The sequence below is a fragment of the Agrobacterium sp. S7/73 genome (genome assembly GCF_019355535.1).
Classification (GTDB): domain Bacteria; phylum Pseudomonadota; class Alphaproteobacteria; order Rhizobiales; family Rhizobiaceae; genus Agrobacterium; species Agrobacterium tumefaciens.
Genome location: NZ_CP072137.1, coordinates 1,794,096 through 1,813,270 on the forward strand (window position 1 = coordinate 1,794,096; position 19,175 = coordinate 1,813,270).

Genomic DNA, 19,175 nt, shown 5'->3' on the forward strand with positions numbered 1-19,175 from the left:
TCCCAAACCCCGCTCGCTCACATTCCACTAAATGCGTTGGCACCATGAGCTTCCCACAAATAAAACTTCCCGCAAGGCCGCTCAGTTTGAAGCGCGGTGTCATTTCGGTACCGGCGGCCTATTATTTCTCCATTCCCGTGCTGCTGGTGATTACAGTCGTCCTGCTCGTGGCCGAAGGCCCGGGTGTGTTGCGCGACTATCAGATCAGCCGCGACCCGCTGGAGATCGAAAGCGGCGATATCAACGGCAGTTGCAAGACCCGCAAGGCGATCTTCACGAATTGCGAAGCGGAGCTTTCCTACGACCATGGCGGTGTGAGCTACAATAAGGATGTCGAGGTCATGTTCGTCGATTTCCATTCCGGCGACTATGAAACCGGTCTGGTCATTTCGGCGAAGAATCCCGAACTTGCAACGATTTCACTTGGCCTAGATATGCTCTGGAACCGGATCATAACCCTGGGCGTGTTCGTTGCCCTGCTCGGTTTCGGCTGTTTCGCACTGCTGCTTACACTTATCCGCACCTTGCGGGCTCGTCTGCGTCTGCGGCACCCGGCGCCATTGACTGTTATTCCGGTGGCGCTGACGGCGGTCGCCGAAAAACGCAGCCGTCTCTTCGTGACCTATGCCGATACGGTCAGGGAAGGGAAGACGAAGAGGCAATCCTTTACCTACCTGGAGAGAGGGCGAATCCCGGTCGTCGTCGGCCACACCGGCAAACACGATGTCGCACTGGCGGTCTGGCACGGTGAAACCCCGCTGCCTGTTCTGCTTGACGATCAGCTGGAGCGAATTGACCTATCGGAACAGGAAAGAGCGGAAGCACTTGCCTCGCTCGAACCGGCGCTTGCGAACCGTGGGCAGGAGGGCGTATCCGCCCCCGGCGCGGCGGTGACAAAGGCCCCAAGCCTTGCGCGACGGCTGGCAACGTTCGTTGCAATTGTCGCCTTTATCGTCGTTGCAACCTTGGGGTACTGGCTGTGGTACGTCACCAGCGCGCCTTCGCAATTCAACTCTCCGGGCATGGATCTCAACAACATGATGCCCGCGGCGCTAAACGAGTGGGGCTGCGCGCGTCTGCAGGAGCGTTTTGCTGATGGTCCGGCACCTTTCGGTTGTGCCGGGGACGATTTTCGAAGCTGGAAATAAAGGCTTTCTCTCTTGGCGTTTATTGGGCCGGTCGCAAGAGCTTTATGCCCTGGCGCGTCGGCCCGGCGTCTCCTGGCTCTTTGTCGATGAGATCGATCAATTATCCAAAGTTGCATTAGAGATTTATAAATAAACCAACTCCATAGTGCGATCGTGGGCGGTTCTCGAGGCTGGGAGAGTGCATCATGTTCACGGTTCTGGAATGCGTTGCGGTACAACACGATCATGCGATCGTACTGCTTGCAGCGGTTATTTGCCTGCTTGGCATGCATGCTTTTTTCCATTTGTTGTTGCGTGCGGAAGAAAGCCCGGCTGGCCGCAAGCCTTATTGGGTGCTGGTTGCCGCCTTTGCAGCGGGGCTCAGCGTCTGGGCTACGCATTTCGTTGCCATGCTTGCTTATAAGGGTTCAGTCCCGATCGGCTTTGATTTCCAGTTCACGGCGCTGTCGGCGGTTCTGGCCGTTCTGGGGTTCTGGCTGGCGCTCAGGGCGCGCTCGCAGGCGAGCTACAGTCCCGTTATCGTCGGAACGCTGGTTACCCTTTCGGTTGCCGTCATGCATTTCGTCGGCATGGCGGGCATGGATGTGGCCGCCACGATCAGCTATCGCTGGGGCCCCGTTTTGGGTGGCTTTGCCGTTGCCTGGGTATTTTTTCTGCTGGCCTTTTTCCTGTTCCTTCGCTCCGCCGCATGGAAACGCATCGTCATTCCGGCCGGATGTTCGATCTTGGCAATCTGCGCTTTGCATTTCACCGCCATGTCGGCCACGATCCTGTCGCCGGATCCGTCCGTCGCTGGCCCGGATCCCGACAATCTCGCCAGAGTGATCATGATTGCTGCCGTTTCGGGCGTGACTTTCCTGGTCCTCGCAGCCACTGCCACCGCCGCTCTCGTTGACCGTTACCTTGTCGATCTCAAGGGGCTTGTGGATGCGACGCTGGATGGTCTTGCCGTGGTCCGTGATGGCCGCATTGTTGAGCTGAATACCCGTTTTGCCGGGCTTGTCGGCAGCGATGAGGCATCGCTGATGGGTAAAAATCCAGATGATCTCTTCAAGGCCATGGACGGACAGCCCACCTATCTGCCGCGCCTCGCGCCGGTTGAGGCAATCCGCGAACGCACCGACCGGCCGCAGGTGTTCGAGCTTGCCGTGCGCACCATCGAGTATCGCGGCCATCCTTGCGAAGTGCTGGCCATTCGCGACCTGACGGAAAAGCGGGAGGCGCAAAGGGAGATCGAATATCTGGCCCGCCACGATGTGCTGACCGGCCTTTCGAACCGCACCATGTTCCAGACGCGGCTGCACCAGCAGATCGAACATTGCGACGCGGAGGATGAGTTTGCCTTGCTGGCGCTCGATCTCGATCGGTTCAAGGCGGTCAACGACATTTTCGGCCATGCCGAGGGCGACCGGGTGCTGAAAAAAGTTGCGACCATCCTCGATGAATGCGCAAGGCCGGGAGATATCGTCGCCCGTCTCGGGGGCGACGAATTCGTTATCCTGACTGCCCGGCACACCAAATCGGAGGAGGCACGTCTGCTTGCCGAGACAATCCTTGCCATGTTCGGGTTGAAAATGAATGCGGCCAACGACCCGACCGCTGTCGGCGTCAGCATCGGCATCGCCGTCTTTCCGCGGGACGGCAACAGCAACGAAAGCATCTTGCACGCCGCTGATCTGGCGCTTTACCGCGCCAAGATGGGTGGGCGCGGAATATTGTCCTTTTATGATCCCCTGATGGATCAGGAGGCCCGCGAGCGCCGCCAGCTCGAAACTGATCTGCGGCTCGCCATCAACCGCAACGAATTGGTGTTGAACTATCAACCTGTCCTTTCCGTCGAATGTGGTCAGGTCGTGGGTTATGAGGCGCTGGTACGCTGGCAGCATCCGACACGGGGTGTCGTACCTCCGGATGTCTTCATTCCGATTGCAGAGGAAAGCGGGATCATCATCTCGCTCGGCGAATGGGTGCTGCGCGAGGCCTGCCGCCAGGCGAGCACCTGGGCGCCGCACCTGAAAATCGCAGTCAATGTTTCACCATTGCAGTTTTCGCTCGCAAATCTCGGCCATGTCGTCTGCACGGTTCTCATGCAGTCCGGCCTTTCGCCGAACCGGCTGGAACTCGAGATCACCGAAGCCGCGTTGCTGAAGGACCGCAAGGCGACGCTGATCATCCTCAACCAGTTGAAGGCGCTGGGTGTGGCCATCGTCATGGATGATTTCGGGACCGGTTATTCCTCGCTCAGCAATTTGCAGAGCTTCCCCTTCGACAAGATCAAGATCGACCGCAGCTTCATCGCCGCCATGAGCGAGGATGATAATGCCCGCGCCATCGTGCGCGCGGTGATCGGCCTCGGTCGCAGCCTCGATCTGCCAGTGACGGCGGAGGGTATCGAAACCGACGCGCAATATCGCATGGTTGTCGATGAAGGTTGCGCGCAGGCGCAGGGTTATCTCTTCGGCAGGCCGGATGTGGCTCCTGCCGCGGCGGCAAGCACTGGCAAGCGGAAGAAACATTCCGTCTGAAAGAGGAGTGCGGCGGCGTGATGCCGTCGTAATTCCATTCTCCTACGCCAATGGAACGAGAGCGAACGCAGATCGTTAGGATTGTGTGTGGTGCGTCCGTGTCGCCACCGCCGCAGCCGGCGGCAGACGACAGCCCTGACCTTCCGATGATGAATTCGCTGGTCATGAGACGCACCAAGGATGGAATTCTATCTCTGGGAGAAACCAATGACAGACCGCCTTGAGCCGCAGGACCCGCGCAACCAGTATCCGCGCCCGCCCTTTTCAACGCCGACTCAGGAAATGCCGGGGCTGGTCACGAACATGATGCCTTTCCCTGATCATGGTGAAAAGACCTATCGCGGCAGCGGCAAGCTTGCCGGGCGCAAGGCGCTCATAACCGGCGGTGATTCCGGCATCGGTCGCGCGGTGGCAATTGCCTTTGCGCGAGAGGGTGCAGATATCGCGATATCCTATCTGCCGGAGGAAGAATCGGACGCCGAAGAGGTGGTAGCACTTATCGAAGCGGAAGGCCGCGTGGCGGTCGCCTTACCCGGAGATATTACCGATGAGGCATGGTGCCGCGAACTGGTTGAAAAAGCGGTAGGTGATCTCAACGGCCTCGATATTCTGGTGATAAACGCCGCGAGACAACAATATCGCGAGGGTATCACCGAGCTGTCGACTGAAGATTTCGACCGCACGATGAAGACCAATCTCTACGCGCTGCACTGGATTGCGCAGGCCGCCGTTCCTTATCTAGAGCCCGGATCGTCGGTGATCACCACCGCATCTATACAGGCCTATGAGCCGTCTCCCATTCTTCTTGATTATGCAACTACGAAAGCCGGCATCGTTGCCTATACGAAAGCGCTCGCCAAACAGCTTATCGAAAAGGGCGTGCGGGCAAATGTCGTCGCGCCTGGTCCCTTCTGGACGGTTTTGCAGCCAAGCGGCGGGCAGCCGGACGAAAAGGTCAGGAATTTCGGCAAGGACAGCGATTTTGGCCGTCCTGGCCAGCCTGTGGAACTGGCACCGGTCTATGTGCTGCTGGCTTCGCAGGATGGCAGCTTCATCAATGGCGAGGTCTATGGTGTGACCGGAGGCCGGGGCGTTGCCTGATCGGCTTTGAGGACTTGACATGAAACGACAGACAGAACGTTCAGACAGAGATGTGAAGCCCTTCGATGTCCGCGACCGGCTGATACTGGCGCTTTATGCGCAGCTGAAGGCCGAGCGGCAAACGCGCGAGGCCATGGAATGGGTCATCCGCAATGGCGGGCTTTCGCCGGAGGTGCTGGAGGCGATGGCATCCGACCCTGTTCCGGTGCTGGCGGATGGGGACGTTCCCGCTATCGAGCGCATCCTTGCTGCGGACCGGGGCAGAGGCCAATCCTCTCAAGACGACCATGGGCGGCCATCATGAACCGGAGAGCGAGCTGGAAGGGTCATCTGACATTCGGCGATTTCAACTGTGAAATCGGTCTCTATTCCGCGCTCACTTCATCGGAAAAGATCTCCTTCAACATCGTCAACCGAAAGACCGGCCATCGCGTCGAACGGCAATATGTCGACAGCGATACCGGCGACGCTGTCGACCGCGAGGATCAGGTCAAGGGATATGAACTCGACAATGGCGACCATATCGTCATCGAGGGAGATGAGATCGCAACGCTGATGCCGGAAAACGACAAGGTCATCCGCATCAAGCATTTTCTGAGCCACGACGAGATCGACAAGCTCTATTTCGACAAATCCTATTATCTGGCGCCGACGCAGGAAGGTGGCGAAGAGGCTTTGACGCTGCTGGCAAAAGCCATGGACGACGAGAAGGTCTCAGCACTTGGCGAAGCGGTACTCTTTCGCCGAAACCGCGTGCTGTTGATCCGTCCAAGCGGCAAGGCGCTCGTGGCGACGACCTTGAATTTCGGCTACGAGGTTCGCTCGCAAACCACCGTTTTCAAGTCCATTCCCGATATTCAGTTCGATGAAGAGATGCTTGAACTCGCCGGTCACATCATCGGGAAACGAGCAGGCACATTCGATCCCGCGGAATATACCAATCGTTACAATGATGCGCTGGCGGAACTGGTGAAGGCGAAGATCGAGGGCAGGGAAATCAGCAAACAGCCGCCGCGCAAGCAAGATAACATCATCGACCTGAAGGAGGCTTTGCGCCGCAGCGCCGGTGACGGCGACAGCGGAAAATCTACCGCTGGTGCGGGGCGCAAATCCTCCCGGAAAGCGAGCTGATCCATGGGTTTGCAGAGCTATAACGCCAAGCGCAGTTTCGACAAGACGCCGGAGCCGAAGGGCGACAAGGTCGATGCGCAGGGATCGAGTTTCGTCATACAGAAGCACGATGCCCGCCGGCTGCATTACGATTTCCGGCTGGAGATGGACGGCGTCCTTAAAAGCTGGGCGGTAACCCGCGGGCCGAGCCTTGACCCGGAGGACAAGCGCCTTGCGGTCCACGTCGAGGACCACCCTCTAAGCTACGGCGACTTCGAAGGCGTAATCCCGAAAGGTCAATATGGCGGCGGCACCGTCATTCTTTGGGATCGTGGTGTCTGGCGCCCGATTGGCGACGCGAAGAAAGGCTACCGCAAAGGCCATCTCGAATTCGAACTGGAGGGCGAAAAGCTTAAAGGCCGCTGGCATCTTGTACGTATGCATGGAAAGCCCGGTGAAAGCCGTGAAAACTGGCTGCTGATCAAGGGCGACGACGAAGAGGCAAGGCATGATGGCGGCGCCGATATTCTGGAGGAGCGGCCGGAATCCGTGAAGACTGGCCAAAGTGTTGAAGAAGTTGCCGCCAAGCCGAAAGACACCTGGAATTCGAAGCCCGTATCGAAAAAGACCGTTAGTTCTTCCTCGGGCCAAAAACAGGCGCATGCCCTTCCGAAAGGTGCCCGCAAACAGGCGCTGCCATCCTTCATGCCGCCGGCACTTGCGACGCTGAAACCCAAGCCACCGGAAGGCTCCCGCTGGCTGCATGAGATCAAGTTCGACGGCTATCGCCTGCAGGTCCGTATCGACCACGGCAAACTCCAGCTTCTGACCCGTAGCGGACTGGACTGGACCGAAAAGTTCGGCGATGCCGTGGCTCGAGCGCTCAAGTCGCTGCCGGCCGAAACGCTGATGATCGACGGCGAAATCGTGGTGGAACGGGACAGCGGCGCCTCGGATTTCTCAGCCTTGCAACAGGACCTGAGCGAAGGGCGCAGCGACCGCTTCGTTTTTTATGCCTTCGATCTCCTGTATCTGGATGGCACGGATTTGCGCGGGGCGGCGCTGACGGATCGCAAGGCGCTACTGGAAAAGCTGCTGCCCGCCAGCAACCCGCATCTTCGCTACAGCGAACATTTCGAGGAAAGCGGCGGGCTTGTTCTCGATCATGCCTGCCGCCTCAGCCTCGAGGGCGTTATCTCCAAGGTCAAGGACAGCAAATACGTCTCGGGCCGCAAGGGTAACTGGGTGAAATCCAAGTGCTCGATGCGGCAGGAATTCGTCATCGGCGGCTATACGCTGTCATCCGCGTCGGACAATGCCATCGGCTCGCTGGCGCTCGGCGTTTATGAGGAAGGCAAGCTGCGTCATGTTGGCCGCGTCGGCACCGGCTATACCGCTGACATTGCCGAAATGCTGCTTGGCCGCCTGAAGCCGCTGGGCATCGATGACAGCCCTTTCGGCGAAAAGCTCACGGCACTTGCGCGCCGCGACCTGCATTACGTCAAGCCGGAACTGGTTGCAGAAGTGGAGTTTCGTGCCTGGTCCGGAGATGGCAATCTGCGCCATGCATCATTCCGCGGCTTGCGGGAAGACAAGCCGGCGGGTGAAATCGAACGCGAGGATAAAGCCGTGTCGGAACAAGGGACGCCGCAGTCAAAGATCAAGTTCACCCATCCGGAACGACTTTATTGGCCGGACGATGGCGTGACCAAGGAAGGGCTTGCCGATTATTACACGCAGGTCTGGCGCTATATGGCTCCCTTTGTCGTCAACCGGCCTCTGGCGCTGCTGCGTTGTCCGGAAGGGATCGATGGTCAGCGTTTCTTCCAGAAACACGCCTGGCGCGGTGTGAACAAGGCGATAGACCAGATCAAGGATCCGAAGGACAAGGGCGGCGAACCGCTTATCAGGATTACGGATTTCGATGGCATGATGGCCCTGGTCCAGTCCGCTGCGCTTGAAATTCACCCATGGGGGGCGACAACCGCGAACTGGGAAAAGCCTGACATGATCACCATGGATATAGACCCCGGCGAGGACGTGTCATGGCAGGAGGTAATCGATGCGGCACTGGAACTGAAGCGGCGTTTCGAAGATGCCGGCCTGGCCGCTTTCGTGAAAACCTCCGGCGGCAAGGGGTTGCATGTCGTGGCACCTTTGAAACCGGAAGCGGGATGGCCGGCCTTGAAGGCCTTTGCAAAGACCATGGCGGATGACATGGCCAAGGCGGAGCCGGAGAAATATCTTGCGGTGGCAACCAAAGCGAAACGCCAGGGCCGCATCTTCCTCGACTATCTGCGTAATGGCAGGGGCAATACGGCTGTTGCGCCCTATTCGACACGTGCCCGACCGGGAGCCGCCATTTCAGCGCCAATCGAATGGGCGGAACTCTCAGATGAGATAGGTCCGGCACACTTCACGGTCAGCAATATCGGTGCGCGCCTTTCTGCCCTGAAGAAGGATCCATGGGACGGCTTTTTCGCTGCCGCGCGACCCCTGCCGAAAAAGGCCCGATGAGCGTCAGCCTTTCTTGTCCGAGGCAAGGCTTTTCTTCAAGGCATCCATGATGTTGATGACATTGCCGCCGGTCCGAGTTTTCGTGCCGGTCTTCTTTTCCGGGGAAGAGACGGTCTTGCTCTTGGTTTTTAGCAAAGCGCTGATCTTTTTCTGGATCGGATCCTGCACCAGCGCCGGTTTCCATCCCGTCATCTGTTTGCCGATGCGTTTTTCCATTGCCTCCAGCAGCGGCTTTTCGAATTTCATCTTCGGATCCAGCGCGTCGATGCTTTCGCGCACTTCCTCGCCATAGTGCAGGGTCCACAGAATGATGCCCTTGCCTGACGGTTCCAGCAGAACCGCTCTTTCGCGGCGATAGAGAACAAGCCGCGCAATGCCGACAACGCCGTTTGCCCGCATGGCTTCCCGGATCACGCTGAAGGCTTCCGTGCCGATCTTGTCTTCCGGGCGCAGGAAGTGCGGCCGGTCGTACCATATCCAGTCGATAGAGCCTGTGGGCACGAAGGTCTGGATGTCGATAGTGCGGGTGCTTTCGAGAGCGACCGCATCGATCTCGTCATCCTCCAGCAACACATAATCGTCTTCGGCGCGGGGAAAACCCTTCACCTGGTTCTTTGCGGCCACCGGCTTGTGGCTAACGCTGTCGACATAGCGGCTTTCGACGCGATTGCCGGTTTTGCGGTTGAGAACGTGGAAGCGGTATTTGTTGCTTTCGGTCGTGGCAGGCGTCAGCGAAACTGCGGCCGTCACCAGCGACAGCTTCAGATAGCCCTTCCAGAAAACCTGCCGTGCCATGATCCGCGATCCGCCTTGTCGCCAGTTGTCTCCCGGATCAACAACCACAGGGTGGCTTTTGTTCCGGGAGCTTTGGCAGAGAGGGCGGGTCTCTGTCTCAGCCGAACAGCGATGTAAGACCATAGACAGATGCGGATATCAGGGCAGCGGCCGGCATGGTCACGACCCAGGCAATCACGATATTGCCCGCGAGGCCCCAACGCACCGCCGAGACGCGACGCGCGGCACCGACGCCGATGATGGCGCCGGTGATCGTATGGGTGGTGGACACCGGAATGCCGAGCCACGTCGCGCCGAAAAGTGTCAGCGCACCACCGGTTTCGGCGCAGAACCCCTGCATCGGGTTCAGCCTGGTGATTTTCGACCCCATGGTGTGCACGATGCGCCAGCCGCCGAACAGTGTGCCGAGCGCCATGGCCGACTGGCACGAGATCACCACCCAGAACGGCACGTAGAAGCTCTCTCCAAGATGCCCCTGGCTGAACAGCAGCACAGCGATGATGCCCATGGTCTTCTGTGCGTCATTGCCGCCGTGGCCGAGCGAATAGAGCGAGGCGGAAATGAACTGCATGATGCGGAAGGTACGATCCACGGCGAAGGGCGTCTGGCGGACGAACAGCCAGGAGACGGCAAGCACGAGCAGCAGTGCCAGGAAAAAGCCGATGGCCGGCGACATGAAAATCGCGCCCACAGTTTTCAGAAGACCCGACCAGACGATGGAATTGAAACCGACCTTCGCAAAGCCCGCACCGACGAGACCGCCGATCAAGGCATGTGACGAGCTGGAGGGAATGCCGAAAATCCAGGTGACGATATTCCAGACGATGGCGCCCATCAATGCCGCGAAGATGACCTGCGGGGAGACGATGGCCGGATCGATGATGCCGGTGCCGAGCGTTTCGGCCACATGCAGGCCGAAGAACAGGAAGGCGATGAAATTGAAGAAGGCCGCCCATGCCACCGCATATTGCGGGCGCAATACACGGGTGGAAACGATGGTGGCGATGGAATTTGCGGCGTCGTGGAGACCGTTCAGAAAATCGAAGAACAGCGCGATGGCGATAAGGCCGACAAGCAGCGGCAGTGCAAGCGCGACATCCATCAGACGTTCTCGATAACGATGCCGCTGATCTCGTTCGCCACGTCCTCGAAGCGGTCGACGACCTTTTCGAGTTCGCCGTAGATCTCGCTGCCGATCATATAGGCCATAGCATTGCCGGTCGCACCATGGCGCCGGAAGAGGTCCTTCAGGCCCTGGTCATGAAGCTCGTCGGAGCGCCCTTCGACGCGGGTAACCTCTTCGGCAATCACCGACAGGCGCTGGGCATTGGTGCCGACCTTTTCCAGAAGCGGGATGGCTTCGGCGACGAGGCTTGCCGCACGCACGATCTCGTGGCCCATCTCGCGCATCAGCGGGTCGAATTCGGTTTGCTCGAACAGCCGGATCGTCTTGACGGTCTTGTGCATCATGTCGATGGCGTCATCCATGGACTGGATGAGGTCCTTGATATCGCCACGATCAAAGGGCGTTATGAAGCTGCGGCGCACCGCAAGCAGAACGTCGCGGGTAATATCATCCGCCTGGTCTTCGAGGGCGACGATAAGGTCGCAGTTTTTCTCAACGTCGACGCCGCTCAGAAGGTGGTCCAGAGCTGCGGCGGCTTTGACGACCGTTTCCGAATGTTTGCTAAACATGTCGAAGAAACGGTCCTCGCGCGGCATCAGCTTGCGAAAAATGCTCATCATGCGAATTGGCCCTCAATGGCGCTTTATTAGTTGTGGGGGGTGATTGTCATAAAACTGTCATAAATGCACGCGGGGCATTGATGCAACCCGGAAAATCGGCAGTATCAACGGATATGAAATCCACGAAGAAAAGCCGGAAAGCCCGTCCGGCGCGTTCCCTGACATTGCTCCAGCAACTTGCTGCTGTTCCTGAAAAGCTGTTCACCGGCTCTTTCCGGCAGCAATATGCCGCCTTATGCTTCCGTTATACCGGAAGCGGCGAAGAGATCGAAATCCTCGTCGTCACCTCCCGCACCAGCGCACGCTGGATCATTCCGCGCGGCTGGCCGATGAAACGCAAGAAGCCGCATGAGGCTGCCGCGATCGAGGCGTGGGAGGAAGCGGGCGTTCGCGGCCGCGTGAGGAAGGACGCCGTTGGCCGCTACACCTATCTCAAGATGCTCGACAACGGCGATGTCGTTCCCTGCGTTGTCGATGTCTTCCAGATCGAGATCACCGGGGAGGAAACGAGTTTCAAGGAGCGCGGCGAACGCCTTCTGGAATGGGTTCGCCCGGACGAGGCAGCAAGGCGCGTCCGGGAAATCGAACTGAAATCGCTTCTGGTCGACTTCCGCCCGAGGGGGAAGAGGAAACGCCTGACCGAAGAAAAGTCCTGACGGCAGACGTCACCAGCGAACCTAGGATGGTGAAGATGGACGTTTGGTCGATCCGGTCTCCCCCATCTCGTCCGGTGCCTTCGGTAGCAGGCGGGCGAAACGCCGGGTGATGCTGTCGATGTAAGACAGGATTGTCGGCACGACGATCAGGGTGAGCAGGGTGGAGCTGATGAGGCCGCCGATTACTGCGTGCGCCATCGGCGCGCGCTGCGCCCCGCCACCGCCAACAGCCAGCCCGAGCGGAATCATGCCGAAAATCATCGCAAGCGTCGTCATGATGATCGGGCGGAAGCGGATGATGCCGGCGCTCGCCAGCGCTTCGTTGAGCGGAAGTCCACGCTTCCTTTCGCGGTTGGCGAAATCGACAAGCAGGATGCCGTTCTTTGTAACGAGGCCCATCAGCATGATGAAGCCGATCAGCGAGAACATGTTGATCGTGCTGCCGGCAACCAAGAGCCCGACGAGGACGCCGATGAGAGACAGCGGCAGCGACGCCATGATGGCGAGCGGTTGGAGGAAGCTGCCGAATTGCGAGGCGAGCACGATGTAGATGAAGATGACCGCCATTGCGAGCGCGGTTACCATGTGGCCAACCGTCTCTTCCATGGTTTCGGCTTCGCCGCCGAAGCGGATACGGTAGCCGTCCGGCAGGTCGCGGGCGGCGGTAAGGGTTTTCAACACGTCTGTCACTTCGCCAAGCGCTCGTCCTGATATGTTGGCCGAAACCAGCACCTCGCGGCGATTGTCGATGCGGCGGATTTCGGCGGGTGCTTCCACGGTGGTAATATCGGCGACCTGATCCAGACGTACCATCAGGGGCGAGCCGTTGGATGCCGTGCGGCTGGTGGCAATCATCAACTCGCTGATCCTCGTCGTGTCGGCACGCCGCTCGCCGGGCAGGCGCACGACGATGTCGTAGCTGTTACCGCCCGCATCCGTCCATTTCGACACGTCCTCACCGGCGATGAGCGGCGAGAGCGCTGCGGCAAGATCGGATCGGGAAATGCCTAGATCGCTTGCCGCCTCGCGTTTCAGGCGTACCGAAAGGATGGAGGTCACGTCGCGGGTGCTTGAGGTCACATCCACGAGGCCGGGGATTTTTTTCATGTCTTCCATCAGACCGTCGGCGATCTTTTCGAGGATCGCCCGGTCGTCGCCAAGAATGCTGAGCTGGACGGGGCTTTCGCCACCGCCAAGACCGTTTTGCAGGATCGCGACCTCTATGCCCGATATGGCCGCCAGGCGTTTGCGGATCGGATCGGCCAGCGTGACCGGAGTTCGGTTGCGCATCTCCAGCGGCACCAGTCCCACCAGAACGGCGGCGCGATGTTTACCGACGGTGCCGCCGGTATTGACGGTGGAATAGAGCATTTCGACCTCCGGGAATTCCTGGAGTGCCTTCTCGACCTGCCGCACCTTCGCCGTGGTGTAATCCAGCGAGGAGCCGACCGGTGCCGTGACGTTTATCTGGAAGCGGCCTTCATCCGTATTCGGGACGAATTCCGCACCGACCAACGGCACCATGAGCAGGCTGCCGACAAAAATGCCTGATGTGACGAGCAGGGTGACGAGCCGGTGGTGCAATGTCCAGCCGATCACGTGCCGATATTGATCGGCGAGCCATTCGAAGCCGTGATCGAAACGGGCGATCAGCCGGCCCACCGGCCCGCGCGGGGCGTTGGGTTGCGCATCCGGATCGTACCAGACGCTCGACAGCATCGGATCGAGCGTGAAGGCGACGAAAAGCGAGATCAGCACGGCAGCTGAAACGGTGATGCCGAATTCATAGAAGAACCGACCGACGATGCCGTCCATGAAAGCGACGGGCAGGAAAACCGCCACGATTGTCGCCGTTGTCGCGATAACCGCAAGTCCGATTTCGTTCGTGCCGTCGAGTGCTGCGCGGATATGGGATTTCCCCATGTGAAGGTGACGGGTGATGTTTTCGCGCACAACGATGGCGTCATCCACCAGAATGCCGATGGAAAGCGTCAGCGCCAGGAGGCTCAGTGTATTGAGCGTGAAGCCCATAACGTCAATGACCGCCAGCGTGCCGATGATCGCAATCGGCAGCGTCAGTCCGGTGATGACGGTGCTGCGCCAGGAATTGAGGAACAGGAAGACGATGGCCACGGCAAGTGCCGCCCCTTCTATCAACGTCGTCTGCACCTGCGTGACGGATTCCCGGATGGGAATGGATGTGTCCGTAATGACCCGCAATTGCACGTTTTGCGGAACAAGGTCGGCATTGAGGGCGTCCAGGCGCTTTCTCACATCCGCGACAACCTGAACCGTGTTGGCACCCTGAACCTTGACGATGTCGATCGCCAGCGCATTCTGGCCATTATAGAGGGCACGGTTTTCTGGGTCGGCAGCCCCTTCGGAGAGTGCGGCGATGTCGCGAAGATAAATGGCTGCGCCACCGCGCCGGGCGACGACCATGTCCAGCAGCGCCTGCGGTTCTGCGATGCGGCCCTGCACCTGGATCGTGCGTTCGGAAACGGTATCGACAAGGCTTCCAGCCGGGCTGTTGCTATTGCCGGTGCGTAGCGCGCTCACCACCTCGTTAATCCCGATCCCAAGCGCGCGCATGCGGGTGTCGTCGATCACGATGTCGATCTGCCGCTTGCGGGCGCCGACCAGCGTTGCCTGCCCGACGCCGGGAACAGTCGTCAGTTGCCGCACCACCTTCTGGTCGGCAAGGGCGGTGAGTGCGGGTATGTCGAGCGACGTCGAGCTTATCGCCACCGACAGGATAGGCTCGGCGGCGGGATCGAACCGGGATATGACCGGCTTTTTGGCCTCTTGCGGGAAATTCGCATCGATGGCGGCGATCTTGTCGCGCACGTCCTGTGCCGCGGTCGCGCTCTTAACCTCGAGCTTGAATTTTGCGACGACGACTGAGCGTCCCTCGTAGGAGGTTGACGTGATCTCGTCCAGACCGCCGATGGCGTTCAGCGCATCCTCGACCGGGCGCGTCAATTCTGTCTCCACCGTTTCCGGCGTGGCGCCAGGATAAGCTGTGGACACCACAACGACCGGAACGTCGACATTGGGGTAGAGGTCGAGCCCCAGCCGCTGCAACGAGAAAAGACCCATGACCAGAAGCGCCACCATCATCATGGTGGCGAAAACAGGGTGGGAGACGGATATGCGGGTCAGAAACATCTCAGCCTGCCTTGCCGACCGTTACAGCCATGTCGGGCTGCAATTCGGGAAGCGGTGCGGTCAGGATCGTCTCACCGTCCTCTAGACCGGCGCCTATCTCGATCAGGCTGCCATCGTTCCAGCGCGAGCCCACCGCCACCGTCTGGCGGCGAAGATGGCCGTTCAGGACTTTAAGGACGTGATAGCCGGTTTCGTCTTTGCGAAGCGCGATTGCAGGAACGACAAGCGCATCGTTTTTTTCGCGCACGAGGATGGACCCGCTGGCGAACATTCCTGCCCACAGCCGGCCGTCGCGGTTGGCAAGCCGCAGATAGACGGCGACAAAGCGCGTCCCGTCTTCGGCAACCGGGCTGATGCGCTCAACGGTGCTTCTGAGAGGCTGGCCGCCGATGCCGTCAATATCGAGTTCGGCGGTCTGGCCAACGGCGACACGTGGGATGTCTCGCGTGGCAACGAGAACCTTCGCCTCAAGCATGCTTGTATCGACCAGCGTCATGAGTTCACCATCGGCACTGACGCGGGAGCTGGCTTCTGCCTGCCGGCGTGTAATGGTGCCATCAAAAGGCGCGCGGATTTCGGCATTGCGAAGGGCAAGGCGGGCGATATCCACCTGCGCCGAAAGGCTCTGCAGCCTTGCCGTTTTCACAACGACATCGCTCTTCGCCTTGTCGAGCTGTTCAGCCGATGCGATGTTTTTTGACGCCAGCTGTTCGGTTCGGGTGAGGGCCTGCATCGCCAGTGTCAGTTCGGCCTCGGCCGCATCCCGGTCGCTGTGCCGCAGCAGCAGCGTCGATTGCAGTTCCTCGGTTTCGAACCGTACCAGCAGGTCGCCCGCCCGCACCGCCTGTCCGTCCCGGACATTCATATCCAGAATTTTTCCAGCCTCGCGGGCGCGGATCACGACACGGCTGACCGGCTGAAGTTCGCCACTGATGCTGAGCCGCTCCGCCATCGCTCGTGTGCCGATCCTTGCGATTTCCGCAGCCGTCAGTTCGAACGGGATACCGGCCGGGCTCATCGAGGTTGACGCCACGATCCCCTTGACGCGCTCGTTCGCATCGACGCTTCCGCTCGCCGGATCAAGAGCCGTGACGACGAGAGCGCAGCCCGCAAGCGCGATCCCCGCCTTGATCGTTCTTTTCACCCACATGACATATTCCTTCCAGGCAAAACTCATCCTGTGACCGCCGATCGAGCGGTCATGTCGCCTGTCTTGCAGGCTGATGGCTTCTGGATAAGTGTTGATAATTGCAGCAGCATTACCCGCCCGCATCTTCTGCGCCGCAATACTGTCGCAACCTTTCTGGCAGACAAGGAGGGGGCGAAGGGACGGTGGCAAATGAGACTTCTGTTGATTGAGGACGAAAAGGAAATGGCGGATGCGCTGTCGACGACGCTCGGCAAGCAGGGGATCGTCATCGACCATACGATGCGGCTCGGCGATGCGATGGAGCTGGCGCGCCAGCATGTCTATGATGCCATTCTGCTCGACCGTCGTCTGCCGGACGGGGAGGGACTCACCTTCATTCCAAAGCTGCGCCGCGCCGGTATCGATACGCCGATCATCTTATTGACGGCGATGAATGAACCGGAGGAGCGGATCGAGGGGCTGAATGGCGGCGCCGACGACTATCTCGGCAAGCCGTTTCTCGTCGGCGAACTGCTGGCGCGGCTGCGCGCGGTTTTGAGAAGGCCGGCAAGCATCGCCCCGTCGCAAATCGCTGCAGGCCGCATCGTGATCGATCCGCTTCATCTCAGCGTCACGATCAACTCGCTTCCCTTTGATCTGCCAAGGCGCGAGCTGATGGTCCTCATCACGCTGGCGAAACGAAAAGGCAAATCCGTGCTGCGCTCGACGCTTGAGGCCGCCGTCTACAATTACGAGGAGGAAATCCAGTCCAATGCGCTCGATGCGCATATATCGCGACTGCGCAAACGCCTGCTTGACGCTTCGGCCGGGGTCAGCGTGCATAATATTCGCGGCATCGGTTATCTGCTCAGGGAAGACACATGAAAGCGCAGGGCAAGTCCAATCCGTCCCTGTGGTGGCAATTGAGCTGGCAGCTCAGCATTGTCGTCTCCTCCATGATCGCTGTCGTCATCGTCGGGCTTTGCGTTTACGGGGTGATGAAGCTCTCGCCCAATATCGGGCTCTGGAACGATTTGTCGGCGACACTTGACGAGTCGCTTTCGCTTGATCCGCAAAAGGGTCTGGTCGTTACCGAGGGGCCGGCATTACGCGCCTTGAAAGCGAAGAATGAGACGTTGTGGTTCGTGGTCTCGACGCCTGACGGTCACAGTGCGACCTTCGGAACCGTCCCGGCTGTTTATGCCGAACTGGCGCGCTACGTTCATCTGATGACGGACGCCGATATTCGCGGCGGCAGCGGCATATCCGAGGTTGCTTCGGCTGAAAGTATCGAGACGACGTCGGGACCCGTCAGGATCATGTTCGGCGGAACCTCAAATGCACGAGCGTCGTTTCTGACGCTTCTTGCCGGCACCTATCCGATTTATGTCCCCCTGCTGGCGGTTCTTTTGCCTGCGGTGTTTTTCTCCGTGCCGCACATTGTGCGCCGGGCGCTTGCCGGCCTGAGTTCCGTCGTCAAAAAAGCACCGGAGATCGACCCGCGACGACCGGGTTCGAAGCTTCCCGTCGAAGATGTGCCGCGCGAAGTCGTTCCGTTGATCGTTTCCTTCAACAGCGTTCTCGAGCGGCTCGAAGAGCAGTTCCAGGCGCGGCAACGTTTTCTGATCGATGCCGCGCACGAATTGAGGACGCCGATTGCAATCATGCAGACCCGGATAGAGGGCCTGCCCGGACCGGACCAGCAGCGCCTGATGGGGGATGTCGCGCGGCTCGGTGAAACCGCCGAACAGCTTCTGGCCTTTGAGCGAAACGATCAGGTGAACGACCGGCGCGAGGTGGTGGACCTGGTCGATATCGCCCGCACGGTGGTGGCAGAGCTCGCGCCGCTTGCGCTTTCGGCAGGTTACGACATCTCCTTCGAAACGCAGATCGAAAAATACGACATGCAAGGCAACCCCTTCGCCCTGCCGCGCGCCATCAGCAATATCGTGCGCAACGCCATCGACCATGGTGGAAACAAGGGGCTGATTCATGTCTCGGTTCTTGCAAACGGCGAAATCGCGATTTCCGACGAGGGGCAGGGCATACCCGAGGACCAGCAGGAGCGGATATTCGAACCTTTCTATCGGGTCACGCCGAAAAGCACGGGTGCCGGACTTGGCCTCAGCCTCGTCAAGAAGATCGTGGCCAATCATAACGGCCGTATCGTGCTGGAAAGTAACCCCTCTGGAAGCACGTTCCGGGTTCGATTCTGATTGCGCTTTGCGCGCTGTAGACCGGTCGCGGCGATTGTAATGCTGCCACAACGTTCGCAGTCATAATGTGTGGGCACGGGATCAACCGTGCCAACCGGAGTACACACAGTGACCCACCCACCGGATCGTTTTCTTCCGGATTGCCGGCGAGAAGACGGCGCGTAGAAAGCGCGTCGCCGGCCCGGAACCTCGCGCAATGCTGCAGCGCCAATGATCGCAGCAGAGCACCAATCCGATTTCATATTCGGTTCATCCTGGGCGCGCACAGTCCCGGCCAAATCACTCCACGCCCCAGTCCAAACAGTCATACTCCCCGGAATTTTACGATGTCGCATACTGAAATCGCCGCATTCGCTGCGGAAAAAAACTCGGCGAAACCCGAGCCGGTCATCGCTGCGCAAACCATGACTGGCGATGGGCTGGAACTCCTCCGTTTTCCCCTGGCCTGGAGCGTTGCGACCTTCGTTATGCGCGCCCATTGGAAACGGGGCTTCCTTTTCTGGATGCGTTTTTTGGCTCATCCGCTTGTAACCCTGCGGTGGTGGCGGTTTCTGTCCCGATTCTCGGCGACGCAAAAACTGCCACCGCCGCATGACGAGCTTCTTCAGAAACCCCTGTCGAAATTCCTCGTCGGCAAAATCTCCTATGGAAGACGGCTGGATTTTCTCATGAAGAATTTCTTCATCGCCAGCGGTTGTTTTTCCAGAGAGGTTATGGCTGCGCTCTGGAGTGGAAAAACGATCGAAATCGGCACCATAGGCGGCCGTGCTGACGAATATCGCTGCACGCTTGCTCTTGCGGATTTATGTGGCGGCCGCCACGAAGGCGCTCTCGCGGTTCGGTTGGTCAGAAACCGTGACGACGTCACCTTGTGGACGACGAAGTTTATCTTCGTGACGCAGGATGGGGGCGGGTACAGGACGATTGCCGTTGGCGGCATGCAGGGGCCACGCGCCGCAAAGCAGGAGATGGTGGCAGTAACGCGCGACCTTGCGGGTCTTCGCCCGAAGGATGCCGTTTTGATGCTGCTGTAAGGCCTAATCGAGACGGAAGCGGGTTCCTAT

Annotated in this window: 15 protein-coding genes; 10 read left to right on the top strand and 5 right to left on the bottom strand. The window is 59.3% G+C overall.

Annotated elements, in window-relative coordinates; genetic code table 11:
- Nucleotides 1–44: 44 nt before the first annotated feature.
- The 6 genes from J5276_RS23135 (at nucleotide 45) to ligD (ending at nucleotide 8,401) form a co-directional block, all read left to right on the top strand.
- Nucleotides 45–1,148, top strand: coding sequence for a hypothetical protein (locus J5276_RS23135; protein WP_111796673.1), 1,104 nt, complete (start codon nucleotides 45–47; stop codon nucleotides 1,146–1,148).
- Nucleotides 1,149–1,333: 185 nt separating this feature from the next.
- A complete protein-coding gene (locus J5276_RS23140) occupies nucleotides 1,334–3,673 on the top strand; it encodes an EAL domain-containing protein (protein WP_111789932.1) in 2,340 nt (779 codons plus the stop codon).
- A 207-nt stretch (nucleotides 3,674–3,880) separates the two neighbouring features.
- A complete protein-coding gene (locus J5276_RS23145; RefSeq protein ID WP_174012375.1) occupies nucleotides 3,881–4,774 on the top strand; it encodes an SDR family oxidoreductase in 894 nt (297 codons plus the stop codon).
- A gap of 19 nt (nucleotides 4,775–4,793) precedes the next feature.
- Complete coding sequence (locus J5276_RS23150) at nucleotides 4,794–5,078, top strand: hypothetical protein (RefSeq protein WP_013761133.1); 285 nt, start codon at nucleotides 4,794–4,796, stop codon at nucleotides 5,076–5,078.
- Nucleotides 5,075–5,905: a Ku protein gene (locus tag J5276_RS23155; protein ID WP_209159661.1), complete on the top strand. Its 831-nt coding sequence runs from the start codon at nucleotides 5,075–5,077 to the stop codon at nucleotides 5,903–5,905. Before J5276_RS23150 ends, J5276_RS23155 begins: the two co-directional genes overlap by 4 nt.
- A gap of 3 nt (nucleotides 5,906–5,908) precedes the next feature.
- Nucleotides 5,909–8,401 carry a DNA ligase D gene (ligD, locus tag J5276_RS23160; protein ID WP_174012385.1) on the top strand — a complete coding sequence of 831 codons (2,493 nt, stop codon included), beginning with the start codon at nucleotides 5,909–5,911 and terminating at the stop codon, nucleotides 8,399–8,401.
- 3 nt (nucleotides 8,402–8,404) lie between these two features.
- Here the strand turns inward: ligD and J5276_RS23165 are convergent, their stop codons facing one another.
- From J5276_RS23165 to J5276_RS23175, 3 genes are all read right to left on the bottom strand, one after another.
- On the bottom strand, nucleotides 8,405–9,196 hold the full coding sequence (locus J5276_RS23165; RefSeq protein WP_174012387.1) for a Ku protein: 792 nt from the start codon (nucleotides 9,194–9,196) through the stop codon (nucleotides 8,405–8,407).
- A 97-nt stretch (nucleotides 9,197–9,293) separates the two neighbouring features.
- Nucleotides 9,294–10,298: an inorganic phosphate transporter gene (locus tag J5276_RS23170; RefSeq protein WP_004431194.1), complete on the bottom strand. Its 1,005-nt coding sequence runs from the start codon at nucleotides 10,296–10,298 to the stop codon at nucleotides 9,294–9,296.
- The gene (locus tag J5276_RS23175) at nucleotides 10,298–10,942 is read right to left on the bottom strand and encodes a DUF47 domain-containing protein (RefSeq protein WP_004431197.1); all 645 of its coding nucleotides are present in this window, start codon (nucleotides 10,940–10,942) and stop codon (nucleotides 10,298–10,300) included. The genes J5276_RS23170 and J5276_RS23175 overlap by 1 nt, the downstream gene beginning before the upstream one ends.
- Before the next feature lie 113 nt (nucleotides 10,943–11,055).
- On the opposite strand from J5276_RS23175, the gene J5276_RS23180 reads away from it, so the two are divergent.
- Entirely contained in the window at nucleotides 11,056–11,598 is a 543-nt protein-coding gene (locus J5276_RS23180) for an NUDIX hydrolase (RefSeq protein ID WP_038495316.1), read from the top strand.
- Nucleotides 11,599–11,619: 21 nt separating this feature from the next.
- On the opposite strand, the gene J5276_RS23185 is transcribed toward J5276_RS23180, so the two are convergent.
- On the bottom strand, nucleotides 11,620–14,766 hold the full coding sequence (locus J5276_RS23185) for an efflux RND transporter permease subunit (protein WP_174012390.1): 3,147 nt from the start codon (nucleotides 14,764–14,766) through the stop codon (nucleotides 11,620–11,622).
- 1 nt (nucleotide 14,767) lies between these two features.
- On the bottom strand, nucleotides 14,768–15,916 hold the full coding sequence (locus J5276_RS23190) for an efflux RND transporter periplasmic adaptor subunit (RefSeq protein ID WP_174012464.1): 1,149 nt from the start codon (nucleotides 15,914–15,916) through the stop codon (nucleotides 14,768–14,770).
- Nucleotides 15,917–16,105: 189 nt separating this feature from the next.
- Between J5276_RS23190 and J5276_RS23195 the strand changes: the two genes are divergently transcribed.
- The 3 genes from J5276_RS23195 (at nucleotide 16,106) to J5276_RS23205 (ending at nucleotide 19,145) form a co-directional block, all read left to right on the top strand.
- Nucleotides 16,106–16,780: a response regulator transcription factor gene (locus J5276_RS23195; protein ID WP_004431205.1), complete on the top strand. Its 675-nt coding sequence runs from the start codon at nucleotides 16,106–16,108 to the stop codon at nucleotides 16,778–16,780.
- Nucleotides 16,777–18,111 carry a HAMP domain-containing sensor histidine kinase gene (locus J5276_RS23200; protein ID WP_174012392.1) on the top strand — a complete coding sequence of 445 codons (1,335 nt, stop codon included), beginning with the start codon at nucleotides 16,777–16,779 and terminating at the stop codon, nucleotides 18,109–18,111. Before J5276_RS23195 ends, J5276_RS23200 begins: the two co-directional genes overlap by 4 nt.
- 326 nt (nucleotides 18,112–18,437) lie before the next feature.
- Nucleotides 18,438–19,145, top strand: coding sequence for a DUF535 family protein (locus J5276_RS23205; RefSeq protein ID WP_247749983.1), 708 nt, complete (start codon nucleotides 18,438–18,440; stop codon nucleotides 19,143–19,145).
- Nucleotides 19,146–19,175 lie beyond the last annotated feature (30 nt).

What these genes read in the sequence shown, in the direction of transcription:
- J5276_RS23205 (WP_247749983.1), top strand. Translation starts at nt 18,438, where the DNA reads ATGTCGCATACTGAAATCGCCGCATTCGCTGCGGAAAAAAACTCGGCG.
- J5276_RS23190 (WP_174012464.1), bottom strand. Translation starts at nt 15,916, where the DNA reads ATGTGGGTGAAAAGAACGATCAAGGCGGGGATCGCGCTTGCGGGCTGC.
- J5276_RS23150 (WP_013761133.1), top strand. Translation starts at nt 4,794, where the DNA reads ATGAAACGACAGACAGAACGTTCAGACAGAGATGTGAAGCCCTTCGAT.
- J5276_RS23140 (WP_111789932.1), top strand. Translation starts at nt 1,334, where the DNA reads ATGTTCACGGTTCTGGAATGCGTTGCGGTACAACACGATCATGCGATC.
- J5276_RS23175 (WP_004431197.1), bottom strand. Translation starts at nt 10,942, where the DNA reads ATGATGAGCATTTTTCGCAAGCTGATGCCGCGCGAGGACCGTTTCTTC.
- J5276_RS23165 (WP_174012387.1), bottom strand. Translation starts at nt 9,196, where the DNA reads ATGGCACGGCAGGTTTTCTGGAAGGGCTATCTGAAGCTGTCGCTGGTG.
- J5276_RS23170 (WP_004431194.1), bottom strand. Translation starts at nt 10,298, where the DNA reads ATGGATGTCGCGCTTGCACTGCCGCTGCTTGTCGGCCTTATCGCCATC.
- J5276_RS23145 (WP_174012375.1), top strand. Translation starts at nt 3,881, where the DNA reads ATGACAGACCGCCTTGAGCCGCAGGACCCGCGCAACCAGTATCCGCGC.
- J5276_RS23195 (WP_004431205.1), top strand. Translation starts at nt 16,106, where the DNA reads ATGAGACTTCTGTTGATTGAGGACGAAAAGGAAATGGCGGATGCGCTG.
- J5276_RS23185 (WP_174012390.1), bottom strand. Translation starts at nt 14,766, where the DNA reads ATGTTTCTGACCCGCATATCCGTCTCCCACCCTGTTTTCGCCACCATG.
- J5276_RS23135 (WP_111796673.1), top strand. Translation starts at nt 45, where the DNA reads ATGAGCTTCCCACAAATAAAACTTCCCGCAAGGCCGCTCAGTTTGAAG.
- ligD (WP_174012385.1), top strand. Translation starts at nt 5,909, where the DNA reads ATGGGTTTGCAGAGCTATAACGCCAAGCGCAGTTTCGACAAGACGCCG.
- J5276_RS23155 (WP_209159661.1), top strand. Translation starts at nt 5,075, where the DNA reads ATGAACCGGAGAGCGAGCTGGAAGGGTCATCTGACATTCGGCGATTTC.
- J5276_RS23200 (WP_174012392.1), top strand. Translation starts at nt 16,777, where the DNA reads ATGAAAGCGCAGGGCAAGTCCAATCCGTCCCTGTGGTGGCAATTGAGC.
- J5276_RS23180 (WP_038495316.1), top strand. Translation starts at nt 11,056, where the DNA reads ATGAAATCCACGAAGAAAAGCCGGAAAGCCCGTCCGGCGCGTTCCCTG.